Raw genomic sequence first — 13941 nt, 5'->3', positions numbered from 1 at the left:
CAGACCGATCTTGCATGGACCTTGCGTGGAACTTGCGGTTACTTGCACAGCGCGCGAGGTCGGTGCTCCACAACCGGCAGACAATCCCCAGACGGATCTTGTTTGTCGGTGTGCGGGCGCGATGGCGTCACGCTCGCTGCATGGGAATTCTCACGCGGGCGCAGGCTCACCGGGACGGCACCAGCGACGCGCAGTTGCAGCGAGCGGTCAGGCGCGGTGAGCTGTACCGAATCGCAGCGGGGATCTACATGCGAGCCGATCACTTTCGCGAACTCGATGAGAGAGCACGCCACCGGTGCGCTGTCCTCGCGGCCGCTGAAACCTGTGGTCCAGGTGCGATCGTGAGCCACGCTTCGGCAGCGGTCACGCACGGATTGGATTGCGGCGGATTGCGATTGGGCACCGTGCACATGACGCGTAACCGGTGCTCGGGTGGGCGGAAGAGTCAGACCTTGCATCTTCATCCAGCAGTGGTCCCGCCCGAGGAGGTCGTGCTGATCGACGGTGTCGCAACCACGTCACTTGCGCGAACGTTCGTCGACCTCGCACGGACGACGTCGTTCGAGAACGCCGTGGTGATCGGCGATTGCGCCCTGCGACGCGGGATGAGACGTGAGGACGTCGACGCTTCGCTCGATCATGCGCGCGGAAGGCTGGGCATGAGTCGTGCGCGAGTGGCGGCGGAGTTCATCGAACCGGGTGCCGAGAGCCCAGGGGAGTCCATCAGCCGCGCCCGCATGCGCGCCGACGGTTGGCCGAAGCCGACCCTGCAGCACGAGATCCGTCACGGTGGCAGGTTCATCGGACGAGTCGACTTCTTCTGGAAAGAGCACGGTGCGGTGGGCGAATTCGACGGGATGGTCAAGTACCGCGGCGACAACCCGGGTAGGGCGGTAGAGCGCGAGAAACTGCGTGAGGACGCGATCCGGGACGCGGGGTTCGAGGTGTTCCGCTGGGTGTGGGCGGATCTTCGCGACTTCGAACGCGTCCGGGAAAGGTTCGAGCGGACTTGCCTCCGCGCAGCCGCGCGCTGATTGTGCAGCCGCGGGGCTGATCAGGCCTGCGGCTGAACAATAGTGCTGCGGCTGCTAGCTGAACCGCGCTACCAGGGCGGCGCGGTCGAGCTTGCCCGGTCCACGCAGGGGGAGCGCGTCCACGACGAACAGTTCGCGCGGGGCTGCGGTGACGTCGAGTGTCCGCTGAGCATGTGTGCGCAGTTCCTCGAGCGTCGGAGCTTCGCCCTCTGCGACGACGACGGCCACCACCCGCTGCCCGAGACGCTGGTCCTCGATGCCGATCACCGCGCACTCGCGAACGGCGGGGTGATCGGCCAACGCGGCCTCGACCACCTGCGGTACGACGGTCAGCCCGCCGGTGGAGATAGCTTCGTCCAGTCGGCCGCTGATGCGCAGGACCCCGTCGACCACCGATCCGGCGTCGTCGGTCCGGAACCACCCGGGCTCGGCGAAGGCAGGGTGGTCGGGAAGCCCGCGGTACCCGGACGCGAGCATCGGCCCGCCCAGCAGAACCCGGCCGTCGTCGATGCGAATCTTTGCCCCGGACAACGGGATTCCGTCGTACACACAGCCGCCCGACGTCTCACTCATCCCGTAGGTGCGGACGACGGTGATGCCAGCTTCGGTGGCCTGCGCGAGTACCGGTGCGGGAGTCGCAGCGCCGCCGAGCAGGACAGCGTCGAGCGAAGCCAACGCCTCGACCGCGACGCGATCACCGAGTGCCTTGACCAACTGTGTCGGCACCAACGAGGTGTAGCGGCGCGGTCCGCTCATCGAGGCGACAGCGCCCGGCAATGCCGCCGGGTCGAAACCCGCACTGACGTCGACGATCACCGGTTGTGTTCCGGCGAGGACACTGCGCAACAGAACCTGCATCCCGGCGATGTGGTGCGGAGGGAGAACCAGCAACCAGGATCCCGACCCGCCGAGGCGTTCATGCGTCGCGTCGCCGCTGGCCCGCAGTGCGCTCGCCGTGAGCATCGCACCCTTCGGAGTTCCGGTGGTTCCCGAGGTCGCGACTACCAGCGAAACACCGTCGTCGATGGGCTGATCGGGGTGCAGAGCGCCGCTCAGGCGGGCAGTCTCGCGTGCGTCGGCCGCCGGGACGGGGAGCACGGCGTCGTGCTTGCCTTCGAGGATCTGCGCGATGCGCGGCAGCACCTCGAAAACGGCCTCACCCTGCGGAACGGCCAGTGTGCGAAGAACGCTCACCGGACGTCCGGCCCGGCCAGCGGCCAACCACCGGCAGCCAGATGGCTTCGCACGCGGTCGACGTCGGTTTCGAGTGGCATCTCGTTGGTGATCTTCGTGATGAGGACCTGGATGTCGGTCTTCTCGATGGGCAGATCGCCGTCCTCGATCAACGCGTCGGCGACGGCGTCGACCTCGGTTTCGGAGAGTCTGCGAGTGAGAAGTGCGAAGAGGGGGATGTAGTCCTGCTCAGGGACGCCATTGGGATAGCCGGCCCGCAACCAGCCGACTATCGACGTGAGGAAGGGCGGAAGGGCCATGACGTCAGCTCACGTCTCGAACTTCGTTGTCTGATTCCGCGTCTTCGATGACCGGCCACCCACCTGCACGCAGTCTCTCGCTGACACGATCGACGTCGTCCTCGGAAGGCTCCTCGTTGAGGATTCCCTCGATGATGGCGCGGATGGTGTCGTAGTCGACGTGCCGGTCCGGTACCTCGTGTGCGGACTCGATGGACATCGAAACGACCTGCTCGATCTCCTCGTCGGTCAGACGACGACGGAGAACGGCGAGCAGCGCAAAATGATCCTTGTCCGGGATGCCCTCGGGGTACCCGGCACGCAGCCAGTCGAGCACGCTGCGCAATGAATACTTGCTCAAATCCTCGGCCTCAATTTCGTTTCGGTGGTTTCAGTGGTGTGCCGCGACGACCACTCAGAAGACGTGGATTCCGAACGTGCTGGCCAAGAAGTTCTTCATCAACAACAGTATTCCGGCGAAGATCGTGACGAGCACGACCGCAAAACAGAGGTACGCACCCATTTTACCCAGGGTGGAAGACCCTTCGGTGCCGTCGGCGTTCGGCAGGCTCAGCGACTTGAGGCCGAAGGCGAAGATCGCCGGCAGTCCGGCTCCGAAGAGCAGTCCGACTGCCACTACCTGCCAGAGCGAATCGAGGGTATCGGTGAGTAGATGCATTCTCTTGCGCCCCTTTCAGGAGTTGCGAGTGGGTTCGGTGGACGGAGTGGGATCGGCGACCGGAATCTCTCGAGCCGTCGCATCCGGATTCTCGTCCCATTCAGCGGTGACGTTGGCCGCGTCTACAGGTTCCTTACGCGAACGCAGGTACATGAAGATCGCGAACGCGATGAGAGCGGCGAAGACGACGAGCACCCCGGCAAGTCCGCCGACCAGATGTGCGAGTGCCCAGCAGATAGCGCCGACGACAGCGGCCGACGGCAGCGTGATCAGCCAGGCAGCGGCCATTCGGCCTGCGACGCCCCAGCGGACCTCCGCGCCCTTACGGCCGATGCCGGTGCCGAGGATGGATCCGGTGGCGACGTGGGTGGTCGAGAGGGGGAGTCCGAGATGGCTCGACGTAAGGATGATGGCGGCCGACGACGCTTCGGCTGCCAGACCCTGCGGCGCGGCGATCTCGACAAGGCCCTTGCCCAGGGTGCGGATGATGCGCCAACCGCCGAGGTAGGTGCCGAGAGCGATCGCGACGGCACAGGTGAACTTCACCCAGAACGGCATCTCGGTTTCGGCGGTGATGGTGCCGTGAGCGACCAGGGCCAAAAAGATGACGCCCATCGTCTTCTGGGCGTCATTGGTGCCGTGCGCAAGTGAGATCAGTGAGGCGGTGCCGATCTGGCCGTAGCGGAAACCGCGCTCACGCTCGTCTTCCTTGACGGATGCGGTGATTCGGTACACGAGCTTGGTGCCGACGCCTGCGACCAGAGCCGCGACGACCGGCGCGAGGATTGCGGGCACGACGACCTTGGTCAGGACTCCACCCCACTCGACGCCGCCCATACCGATGGAGGCGATTGCGGCGCCGATCAATCCGCCGAACAGTGCGTGCGAGGAACTCGACGGCAATCCGAGCAGCCAGGTCGCCAGATTCCAGATGATTCCGCCGACAAGACCGGCGAACACGATCAGCAGCAGATCCTGCCCACTGACCGCGCCGAGGTTGACGACGCCTTTGGCCACGGTTGCGGCGACCTCGACGGACAGGAACGCACCGACCAGGTTCAGGATCGCGGAAAGTGTGACCGCAACTTTGGGCTTGAGTGCACCGGTCGCGATGGAGGTGGCCATTGCGTTACCCGTGTCGTGAAAACCATTCGTGAAATCGAACGCGAGGGCGGTGACAACTACCACCAGGAGGATTAAAAGCTCTGCGGTCACAACGTGAATTGTGCGTATCGAACGCGTAAAAGTACAGCGAACGGGATGCGAACAGCGGCTCCGTGGAGTACGTCGCCGCGCGTGGGCTGCGGCGCTGCCGTTCGTGATGTGTTCAGCGCCACGAAATTCGAGCCCTGTGTGGGACCTCACTTTTTGGTCTCACTCACCGGGAAGGCACATTCGGGCCGTTTTAAACGCTGATTACCTACGGGCACCGAGCGCACCGGAACAGGGGTTTCACCCCTGTATCTCGGTGTCTGTCAGTGAGAAGGAGAGCTCCGACCGTGAAGCCCAACAAGTCCACGAAGCTGATCGTGGCACTCGCCGCGACCGCCGTTCTGGCATCAGCCTGCGCATCGAATCGTGGTGACGATCCCTACGCCGTCGCTGTCGGCGGATCAGGCGTCAGCGCCGACGTCGCGTCGAGCACCTCCGATGCCAAGTTCGGCACCCTCGATTCGCCGTGTGGCGAAGGCGATGCCACTGGCGCAACCGATCAGGGCGTCAGCGACACCGAGATCAAGATCGGATTCGGTGACGACCGCGGGTACGTGAAGTCTCCGGGGCTGAACAAGGAAATGAGCGACGCGGTGAACGCGCTCATCTCGTGGTGCAACGATCAGGGCGGCATCAACGGCCGCAAGGTCGTCGGAACCGACTACGACGCCGCGATGACACAGGCCAACTCGGTCATGCAGGAAGCGTGCGCAAGCCAGTTCATGATGGTCGGCTACGGCTTCGCGATGGATCAGACCGCCGAGCAGACGCGTGTCGCGTGCAACCTGGTGTCCGTGCCAGGCTTCACCGTCTCGCCCGACGCAGCCAACGGACCGATGACGTTCCAGGGTGTCCCGTTCCCGGTCGATTACGCGAACGGCTCGCAGTGGTTCCAGATGGCCGAGATGCACCCCGACCTGGTCAACGACTTCGACGTCGTCAACAGCACGATGCCCACGATCATCAGCTCCACCACGAAGATTCGTTCGATTGCCGAGGCTGCGGGCTTCAAGCTCAAGGATTGTGGCGTCACCCTCAACTACGAGGGTGAATCGAGCTACGTGCCGTTTGCCGAGAAGTTCAAGGAGTGCGGCGCGAAGGGGATCTGGACGTCACGATCGGCGAGCCCTTCGGAACTGAACTTCGTCAAGGCCCTCGACCAGGTCGGGATCGACCCCATCTTCTTCGGTGAAGCCACCTGGTACGGCGCGACCGTCTCCGATTGGAACAAGGACACCGGACTGCTCGACAACCTCAACGCGGGCATGACCTTCCAGATGCTCGAGAACGCGGACAAGGTGCCCGCAGTGAAGAAGTACGTCGATCTGGTCTCCGAGCAGGGCGGCAAGACCGCGCTCCTCGGTATGCAGGCGGCGTCGTCGTTCCTGCTGTGGGCGGCCGCCGCGGACGAGTGCGGCAGCGATCTGACGCGCCAGTGCATGGTCGACGAACTCTCGAGCATTCACGAGTGGGACGGCGGCGGTCTGCACGCCGCCACCGATCCCGGCAAGAACATGCCGGCCACTTGCGGACTCACGACCGCGCTGAAGGGCAATACCTACTCGCAGGCGTTCCCGTCGACCGCGGGCGAATTCAAGTGTGACCCCAAGTACCTCGTCGCGACCGACAAGAGCACCTGGGGAACCGAACTCGGCACCGACCGCGTGTCGACGAAATACCAGAACGCGAACGTCATCAAGCCGCAGTCCTGATTCTCCTGACTCGGGCGGTGAGCGCCAACCACCGCCCGAGTCCCTAACGAGGGTTCAGCCATGAACACTTTTGTCACTTTCACGATCCTGGGCCTGGTCCTGGGGTCGGTGTACGCGATCGCCGCCTCCGGGCTGGTGCTCACGTACAACACGTCAGGCATCTTCAACTTCGCGCACGGTGCACAGGCAATGCTCGGTGCGTTCATCTACTGGCAGTTGCGCTACGGCTGGGAACTTCCCACCGTCGTCGCCTTGCTGATTTCACTCGTCCTGGTCGGGCCACTGATGGGCCTCGGCCTCTACGTCCTGATCATGAAGGGTCTGCGCGATACCGCCGAGGTCACCAAAATCGTTGTGACGGTCTCGATCCTGCTCGGAATGCTATCGATCTCGCACTGGTTCTGGCACCCCGAAACTGCTCGGACGATGCAGATGTTCTTCGGCGACCAGTCCAAGATCACGGTGTTCGGCGCGAGCATTCGCTACCACGAGTTGATCTGCATCCTCGTTGCGATCGCCATCGCGGTCGGCCTGCGCATCCTGTTCACGCGCACCCGCGCCGGCGTCGCGATGCGCGGCGTCGTCGACGATCCGGAACTGCTGCGCCTCAACGGGCACAATCCGGAGCGCCTCGCGGCACTCTCGTGGGCGATGGGTTCGACGCTCGCCGTCCTCGCCGGCATCCTGATCACCCCGATCAGCGGCGGCACGCTCGAAGCGAACATGTTGACGCTCTTGGTGATCGACGCGTTTGCCGCGGCCATGTTCGGGCGGTTGCGCAGCATCCCGCGAACGTTTGTCGGCGCCGTGGTTCTCGGGCTTGCCGGTACGTACGTATTGGCGTACTTCCCGACGAGTTGGAGTTGGACGTCGAATTTCCGTGTCTCCCTGCCGATGATCGCGCTGTTCGTCGTACTCATCGTCCTACCTCAGGACCGCTTGCGCGGTGCGGTCACTCGTACTCGCGAGCGCTACCACGTGCCGAGCGTGCGCAAGGCCGTCGTCTGGGGCGTGGCCCTGATCGTCATCGTCTACCTGATCCGTCTGCTGATGGTGACGTCCGCGGTCACCACACTGACCATCGGAATGACGTTTGCGATCATCGCACTCTCGCTCACCCTCCTCACCGGCTATGCGGGTGAATTGAACTTGGCGCCGGTGTCTTTCGGCGCTATCGCCACCATCGTGGCCTTCCACTTCGGGATCTCCGGTTCCGGATTGGCCGCGCACCTCAACCTGTGGGGCATCGTCGTCGGAGTCCTGGTCACCGCAGTCATCGGCGGCCTGGTTGCCCTGCCGGCGCTGCGGCTGAGAGGGCTGTATCTCGCGCTGGCAACCATGGCCTTCGGAGTGTTCCTCTCCAACATGGTTCTTCGTGACACCACCGAACACGAGATGTTCGGCATGAAGTACTCGCTGTTCAAGGACGGGAACATCGCCCTGCCGCCGCTGAAGATCGGCCCGCTCGATCTGAGCAACGAGACAGTGTTCCTGATGACCGTGACCGCGCTGTTCTCGGTACTCGGCGTCGGCGTCATCGCGTTGCGTAACAGCGGCTACGGGCGCCGACTCGCTGCGATGAAGGACAGCCCGGCCGGTTCGGCCATGCTCGGGCAGAGCCTGGTTCGGCTCAAGCTGAGCGTCTTCATGATCTCCTCGGGGATCGCCGGCCTCGGCGGCATTCTGATGTCGAGCGCCATGGGCTCCGTTTCGGGCGAAAGCTTTGCCATCATGGTCAGCCTCTCGCTGCTCATGCTGACCGTCGTCGCGGGTATCGGATACGTGACCGGTGCCCTGTTCGGTGGGCTCATGGCCGGAATCGGTTTTGCCGTCATCATGGTCTCGTTCACCAATCTGGCTTCGGCGCAACCGGAGTTGGAGGGAATGTGGCTGCTCTTCGGCAACATCGCGGCCGTCAGCCCGGCACTGATCGGTATCGGTGTCGGCGCGAACCCCAGCGGAACGGTCCACAGCGTGATCGAGGGCTACCGAAGACTTGCCGACGCCAGGCCGGTTCTGATCGGCGGCGCCGCAGTTGTTCTGCTGACGTACGTCCTTGCCCTGACTGGCGTGCTCGGCAACTGGTGGTTCGCGTCCATCACGATTGCCGTGGTGTTCATGCTGCCGGTGATCGGAGAGATGGTCATGCCCAGTGCGGTTCTCACTCCGGAAGAACTGGCCGCCAAGTCGACAATCGTTCCCGAGGACGTCGGGATCGTCGTTCCGTACAGCCCCGAGATCCGTGACGAGATCGACCGCGAACTGGGGATTCCTCAGTACCAGGGCGGCTCGCCGAAGGAGTTGACCGCTCATGTCTGATGCACCACTTCTCGAAACACGCGGTGTGAGCGTTCGTTTCGGTGGACACGTCGCGGTCAAGGACGTTTCGCTCACCGTGCAACCCGGCACGGTGACGGGACTCATCGGACCGAACGGTGCCGGTAAGACGACGCTTTTCAACACCATCACGGGGCTGCAGAAACCCACGTCCGGTCAGGTGTTCCTCGGTGGCGTCGACGTGACGAAGCTGCCGCCGCACAAGCGTGCGGGTCGGGGGCTGGCACGTACCTTCCAGCGGCTCGAACTGTTCGTCTCGCTGTCGGTGCGTGACAACCTGCGCGTCGCGGGAGACATCCACAAGGCGAACGGCCGCAACAAGATCGACGTGGACGGCGAGACCGATCGCCTGCTGGAGCTGACTGGGCTCACGGATGTCGCGGACAAGGACGTCGCGGACATCCCCACCGGACGTGCTCGCGTCGTCGAAGTTGCACGAGCCCTCATGACCGACCCGCGAGTGCTTCTGCTCGACGAACCGGCCTCGGGTCAGACCGAGCAGGAAACCGAGGTCTTTGCCGAGATGCTCACCGAACTGGCTGCAGGTGGACTCGGAATCTGTCTGGTGGAGCACGACATTCCGCTGGTGATGAAGGTGTGCTCGACCATTCACGTGCTCGACTACGGCGCCGTCCTTGCCTCGGGTGATCCGGAGAAGATCCGGACGGATCCGGAAGTGATCGCAGCCTACATCGGGACCGAGGAGGAGGCGGTATGACTTCAGCGAAAATTGGCGAGGCGAAAATTGGCGAGGGTATACGCAGTCCCGATTACTCCGAACCGTTGCTCGAACTGTCCGGTGTCCGCGCCGGTTACGGATCCATCGAGGTTCTGCACGGGGTGGATCTGATTCTCGAACCGGGCGCCGTGGTGGCGTTGCTCGGGCCCAACGGCGGCGGCAAGACGTCGACGCTCAAGATCTGCTCGGGCGTCCTTCCCGTCACCCGCGGCGAGTTCCGGCTCGCGGGCGAGGTCGTCAACGGCGTCGAACCTTCGGAGTTGGCGCGGCTGGGGGTCTGCTCCATCCCCGAGGGACGCGGGATCTTCGCGAACCTCACTGTGCGCGAGAACCTGTGGATCGCCACGGGAACGGGCGTCGGGTTGGCCGAACTCGAAGAGGTTGCGTACGGCAGGTTCCCGATCCTGGGGGAGCGGCGTGGACAGTTGGCGGGATCGATGTCCGGTGGGGAGCAACAGATGCTGGCGCTGTCGCGGGCACTCGGCACTCACCCGACGGTGCTCCTGCTCGACGAGCTGTCGATGGGTCTTGCACCTCGAATCGTCTCGCAGATGTACGACGTCGTCGGCTCGCTTGCAGCCGAGGGCATTTCCATTCTGGTTGCCGAGCAGTTCGCGCGAGCGGTGCTGCCCATCGCGACCTCGGCCGCACTGATGTTGCAGGGACGCGTCGTGAAAACCGGCGATCCGCACGACATCGAAAACGAACTTTCTACCAGTTATCTAGGAGGATGACGATGACTACTCTCGCCGAAGATCGCCGTGAGGAATTCAAGAAGAACATCGCAGAGTTGAAGCTGGACAAGAAGCAGGCAGGCGGCGACGCGGCGACTCGCATCGCCGGCCTGGTGCTCATGGTCGTCGGAGTGGTCGGCGCCTTCGTCGTCTACATCTCCTCGCTGACGCTCTCGGACCTGCGTGATCTGGTGTCGTACCAGATCCTCACCGTGGTTTTCCTCGCCCTGACGGTGGTCGGCGCTGCGCTCTTCCTGGCCGCATCGGTGGCAAAGGTGCTGCGGCTGTGGTTGGTTCGCCAACTGCTCGAAGGTCAGGCCCAGACCGATCAGATCTCGCAGGCGTTGAGCACGCGCAACTGATCCCTGGGAAGAACCGAAAGATGCCCGCCACGAAAGTCGTGGCGGGCATCTGTCACTGCTCGGCTACAGCTGTGTCTCGACTACGCGGACGGTGGCCGGGAATCGCGTCGGATGGGATGGTTCTCCGGGATCTGCACCATCACGATCGGTGTCCCGTCCGGGTCGGCAATCCACATCTCGTGTAGACCCCACGGTTCCTGTCTTGCCTCGCGCGCGATCTTGACCCCGGCGAGAACCAGTTCGGTCTGAGCGGCAGTGAGGTCACGGACCTGCAGCCAGATCGCGCCGCGAAACCCACCCTCGCCGGTGCCGCCGTGTGCGGCGACTTCGATCAGCCCTTGGCCGGCGAAGAAGACTGTGCCGCCTGGATATTCACGAGCGATCGCCAGACCGAGGGTGTCTCGGTAGAAGCTCAGCGTCCGTTCGTACTCGCTCGGGCGCAATATCGTACGGCTACTCAGAATCTCCACGTCCGGCCTCCCGTCTCACACCTACTGTCTCAGAAGTACCAGGGATATGGTGACCAATCGGGATCGCGCTTCTCGAGGAACGAGTCGCGACCCTCGACGGCCTCGTCGGTCATGTACGCCAAACGTGTTGCCTCACCGGCGAACAACTGCTGACCGACCAACCCGTCGTCCTGCAGGTTGAACGCGTACTTGAGCATCCGCTGCGCCTGCGGCGACTTACCGTTGATCTTGCCGGCCCAGTCGATCGCGACGTTCTCGAGTTCCGCGTGGTCGACAACCTTGTTGACGGCGCCCATCTGATGCATTTCCTCGGCGGTGTACGTCTCACCCAGGAAGAAGATCTCGCGGGCGAACTTCTGGCCCACCATCTTTGCCAGGTAGGCGCTGCCATAGCCGCCGTCGAAGCTTCCGACGTCGGCGTCGGTCTGCTTGAAGCGAGCATGCTCGCGGCTCGCGAGCGTCAGGTCGCACACCACGTGCAGGCTGTGGCCGCCGCCCGCAGCCCAGCCGTTGACCAGGCAGATGACTACCTTCGGCATGAAGCGGATCAGGCGCTGAACCTCGAGGATGTGCAGGCGTCCCGCGCGTGCCTTGTCGACGGTGTCCGCTGTTTCACCTTCGGCATACTGGTAGCCGTTGCGGCCACGGATGCGCTGGTCGCCGCCCGAGCAGAACGCCCAGCCGCCGTCCTTCTCGCTCGGTCCGTTGCCGGTAAGCAGCACCGCTCCCACGTCGGAGGTCATGCGGGCGTGATCGAGGGCCCGGTACAACTCGTCGACGGTGTGCGGGCGGAACGCATTACGTACTTCCGGTCGGTCGAAGGCAACGCGAACGGTGCCTTGGCTGACGTGCCGGTGGTAGGTGATGTCGGTGAGGTTCTCGAATCCGGGGACAGGGCGCCAGAGCTGCGGGTTGAAGGTCACCTGAGCCACGATAGAGGCACGCCTCGCGCGTCTAACGGATACCTGAGGTAGAACACGTTCCCGGGCGCGCTAACGTGCAGGTCATGAGCGAACAAACCGCAGACGGCACGGAGATCGTCACAGACGGTGAGAACCGGGGCGGATTTCCGCGGTTCCGGCACACTCCCGCAGGTCCGGACTTCGGCCGCTTCGTCGAGGCAATGCGCAGGTTGCAGGACCTTGCGGTCTCGACCAACGTGCCCGACGACGTACTCGCAGACATCGCTACACAGGCTGAGGAGCTTGCCGATCGGTTGACGCCGTACGAGGTCCCGGAAGGCAAGTCGCCCGCGGGTTCCAACATTCAACTGCCCGGTCGCGGCAGCCTCCTCATGCTTCCGTGGATGGTCGAGAAGTTCGACACCGAAGGGGTCCGCAGTACCGGTGTCTTCCGTCGCTACCACCTGGGCGGCAACGGTGCCGCTCACGGCGGCGTATTGCCCCTGCTTTTCGACGACGTCTTCGGGATGACGGTCCACGCGGGTGGCCGTCCGATCTCCCGCACCGGCTACCTCCACATCAATTACCGCGCGATCACTCCGCTCAATCAACAACTGGTGATCGAGGGGCAGGTGGATCGGGTCGAGGGTCGCAAGACTTTCGTCAGTGCGCGCCTGACCGATCTCGACGGCAAGCTCCTCGCCGACGGTGAGGCGCTCATGATCGAACTGCTTCCTGGACAGCCCTGACATGTTCCCCTCGTTCGACGATCTGATCGCGGACGCCGTGGTGCTCGCGCTGCCGATGCGAGTTCGCTTTCGCGGCATCACGACTCGTGAGGCGCTGCTCGTTCGCGGCCCGGCCGGGTGGGGAGAATTCGCCCCGTTCGTCGAGTACGACGACGAAGAGGCATCGCAGTGGCTGCTCGCGGGTATCGAAGCGGCGTGGCTGGGTCCGCCGCCGGCGCTTCGTGACGCAGTTCCCGTCAACGCGACCGTGCCGGCGATCGACGCGTCTGGCGTTCCGGAATTGTTGGAGCGCTTCCCCGGGGCCCGGACCGCCAAGGTCAAGGTCGCCGAGAAGGGGCAGTCTCTGGCACAGGACGTCGCACGGGTGAACGAGGTGCGTCGGCACATCCCGAACGTGCGCGTCGACGCCAACGGCGGTTGGAGTGTGGACGAGGCGATCACTGCTTTGCGTGCGATCACCGAGGACGGTGACCTCGAATACGCCGAGCAGCCGTGTGCCAGCGTCGAGGAACTGGTCAGGGTTCGCGCCGCGGGGACCGGTGTGCGGATCGCTGCCGACGAGAGCATTCGCCGTGCCGAGGACCCGCTGCGCGTCGTACGAGCCGGGGGAGCGGACGTAGCCGTCGTAAAGGTGCCGCCGCTGGGCGGAATGCGTGCTGTGGTGGCGCTGTCGGCGCAGCTGGCGGACTACGGGGTGCCGGTAGTGGTCTCGAGTGCGCTGGACACGGCTGTGGGGATGTCAGCGGGGCTGGCTGCCGCGGCAGCCTTGCCTTCGCTTCCGTTTGCCTGCGGCCTCGGCACCGGCGGCCTGTTCGTCCGGGATGTCGCGGTCACCGGGGCAGCCGTCGACGGCGCTTTGTCCGTTGGCGCGGTCGAGCCCGACCCCGTTCTACTCGAGACGCTGGCCGCGCCTGCGGACCGGCGCGACTGGTGGCTGGATCGTGCTCGGCGCTGCCATCGGATACTCGGCGGTAAGGACCTGCCGAATTTCGTATAGTCTCGGGCCCGACCTGATGAACATCAGTGAAGAATGAAGGGATCGAAAGTGGTTGCAGCTCTGAACGAAACCCTGCTCGAGGAATCACGGGTTCCCGCGGTCGTCGCGGACGTGCAGACCTTGATCGACGCAGAGGTTTCGGATAAGTCGGGGGCCTCAGGGCTGGCTCTCAAGGGTGGCTACGGCGCGGTCAAGAAGGTGAGCCCGTCCATCGTGCCGGACGCTGTCACCGCGCTTCTGCCGGCTTTCGTGGCAAAGCTCGAGCCGTACTGGCAGGACTTCTCGGCTTCCGGTGAAGGCAGCTTCGCCGATTTCATCAGCGCCCGCGGTGACGCGGTTGCCGATTCCCTCCTCGAGGTGACGGACGAGCGTATCGACGGCAGCGACAAGGCCGTCGTCAAGTCGATGTACTCGAAGCTGCGCGGTTCGGCCAAGAAGCATGTGACTGCAGCTCTGCCCCGTTTGGGCGAGCTGATCCAGAAGCACGCTGCCTAAGCGAACATAAAACAACGAGCGGCCCGGGAGTTTCTCCCGGGCCGCTC

At 64.1% G+C, this 13941-nt stretch carries 16 protein-coding genes; 9 read left to right on the top strand and 7 right to left on the bottom strand.

The features are described 5' to 3' along the window. The first annotated feature begins 140 nt into the window (after nucleotides 1-140). The gene (locus ACFQ6H_RS07630) at nucleotides 141-1034 is read left to right on the top strand and encodes a hypothetical protein (protein WP_378645117.1); all 894 of its coding nucleotides are present in this window, start codon (nucleotides 141-143) and stop codon (nucleotides 1032-1034) included. Nucleotides 1035-1088: 54 nt separating this feature from the next. Here ACFQ6H_RS07630 and menE read toward each other — a convergent pair whose 3' ends face one another. The 5 genes from menE to ACFQ6H_RS07605 are packed head-to-tail and all read right to left on the bottom strand — an operon-like array spanning nucleotide 1089 to nucleotide 4400. Beyond that, a complete protein-coding gene (gene menE, locus ACFQ6H_RS07625) occupies nucleotides 1089-2228 on the bottom strand; it encodes an o-succinylbenzoate--CoA ligase (RefSeq protein ID WP_378645114.1) in 1140 nt (379 codons plus the stop codon). Beyond that, nucleotides 2225-2527: a DUF3349 domain-containing protein gene (locus tag ACFQ6H_RS07620; RefSeq protein ID WP_003941976.1), complete on the bottom strand. Its 303-nt coding sequence runs from the start codon at nucleotides 2525-2527 to the stop codon at nucleotides 2225-2227. The genes menE and ACFQ6H_RS07620 overlap by 4 nt, the downstream gene beginning before the upstream one ends. Before the next feature lie 4 nt (nucleotides 2528-2531). Next, nucleotides 2532-2867 (bottom strand): DUF3349 domain-containing protein, encoded by a 336-nt coding sequence (locus ACFQ6H_RS07615; protein ID WP_378447163.1) that lies wholly within the window; start codon nucleotides 2865-2867, stop codon nucleotides 2532-2534. 54 nt (nucleotides 2868-2921) lie between these two features. Beyond that, nucleotides 2922-3185, bottom strand: a complete 264-nt coding sequence (locus ACFQ6H_RS07610; protein WP_378645111.1) for a hypothetical protein — start codon at nucleotides 3183-3185, stop codon at nucleotides 2922-2924. A gap of 15 nt (nucleotides 3186-3200) precedes the next feature. Then, entirely contained in the window at nucleotides 3201-4400 is a 1200-nt protein-coding gene (locus tag ACFQ6H_RS07605) for an anion permease (RefSeq protein WP_378447164.1), read from the bottom strand. Between the two features lie 284 nt (nucleotides 4401-4684). Here ACFQ6H_RS07605 and ACFQ6H_RS07600 point away from each other — a divergent pair, with 284 nt between their 5' ends. The 5 genes from ACFQ6H_RS07600 to ACFQ6H_RS07580 are packed head-to-tail and all read left to right on the top strand — an operon-like array spanning nucleotide 4685 to nucleotide 10281. Beyond that, nucleotides 4685-6109, top strand: a complete 1425-nt coding sequence (locus ACFQ6H_RS07600) for an ABC transporter substrate-binding protein (protein WP_378645108.1) — start codon at nucleotides 4685-4687, stop codon at nucleotides 6107-6109. Between the two features lie 60 nt (nucleotides 6110-6169). Then, nucleotides 6170-8428, top strand: coding sequence for an ABC transporter permease (locus tag ACFQ6H_RS07595; RefSeq protein WP_378537610.1), 2259 nt, complete (start codon nucleotides 6170-6172; stop codon nucleotides 8426-8428). Next, nucleotides 8421-9164, top strand: coding sequence for an ABC transporter ATP-binding protein (locus ACFQ6H_RS07590; RefSeq protein ID WP_050656716.1), 744 nt, complete (start codon nucleotides 8421-8423; stop codon nucleotides 9162-9164). Before ACFQ6H_RS07595 ends, ACFQ6H_RS07590 begins: the two co-directional genes overlap by 8 nt. After that, a complete protein-coding gene (locus ACFQ6H_RS07585) occupies nucleotides 9161-9919 on the top strand; it encodes an ABC transporter ATP-binding protein (RefSeq protein ID WP_378645105.1) in 759 nt (252 codons plus the stop codon). The genes ACFQ6H_RS07590 and ACFQ6H_RS07585 overlap by 4 nt, the downstream gene beginning before the upstream one ends. 2 nt (nucleotides 9920-9921) lie before the next feature. Next, the gene (locus tag ACFQ6H_RS07580; protein ID WP_003942018.1) at nucleotides 9922-10281 is read left to right on the top strand and encodes a hypothetical protein; all 360 of its coding nucleotides are present in this window, start codon (nucleotides 9922-9924) and stop codon (nucleotides 10279-10281) included. 80 nt (nucleotides 10282-10361) lie between these two features. Here ACFQ6H_RS07580 and ACFQ6H_RS07575 read toward each other — a convergent pair whose 3' ends face one another. Both ACFQ6H_RS07575 and ACFQ6H_RS07570 read right to left on the bottom strand, forming a co-directional pair. After that, nucleotides 10362-10751 carry a VOC family protein gene (locus ACFQ6H_RS07575; protein WP_378537614.1) on the bottom strand — a complete coding sequence of 130 codons (390 nt, stop codon included), beginning with the start codon at nucleotides 10749-10751 and terminating at the stop codon, nucleotides 10362-10364. Nucleotides 10752-10780: 29 nt separating this feature from the next. Next, nucleotides 10781-11674 (bottom strand): 1,4-dihydroxy-2-naphthoyl-CoA synthase, encoded by an 894-nt coding sequence (locus ACFQ6H_RS07570; RefSeq protein ID WP_378537616.1) that lies wholly within the window; start codon nucleotides 11672-11674, stop codon nucleotides 10781-10783. An 83-nt stretch (nucleotides 11675-11757) separates the two neighbouring features. On the opposite strand from ACFQ6H_RS07570, the gene ACFQ6H_RS07565 reads away from it, so the two are divergent. Genes ACFQ6H_RS07565 through ACFQ6H_RS07555 form a run of 3 tightly spaced genes read left to right on the top strand, consistent with a single transcriptional unit; the run spans nucleotide 11758 to nucleotide 13894 of the window. After that, entirely contained in the window at nucleotides 11758-12402 is a 645-nt protein-coding gene (locus ACFQ6H_RS07565) for a PaaI family thioesterase (protein ID WP_378447168.1), read from the top strand. Between the two features lies 1 nt (nucleotide 12403). Next, a complete protein-coding gene (locus ACFQ6H_RS07560) occupies nucleotides 12404-13399 on the top strand; it encodes an o-succinylbenzoate synthase (RefSeq protein WP_378645102.1) in 996 nt (331 codons plus the stop codon). 48 nt (nucleotides 13400-13447) lie between these two features. Beyond that, a complete protein-coding gene (locus ACFQ6H_RS07555) occupies nucleotides 13448-13894 on the top strand; it encodes a DUF6918 family protein (protein WP_378447170.1) in 447 nt (148 codons plus the stop codon). Nucleotides 13895-13941: the final 47 nt, after the last annotated feature.

It is taken from the genome of Rhodococcus sp. NPDC056506 (genome assembly GCF_042794945.1).
Taxonomy (GTDB): domain Bacteria; phylum Actinomycetota; class Actinomycetes; order Mycobacteriales; family Mycobacteriaceae; genus Rhodococcus_F.
Note: the sequence above shows the minus strand (reverse complement) of the source record. Positions and strands in the feature narration are given on the sequence as shown.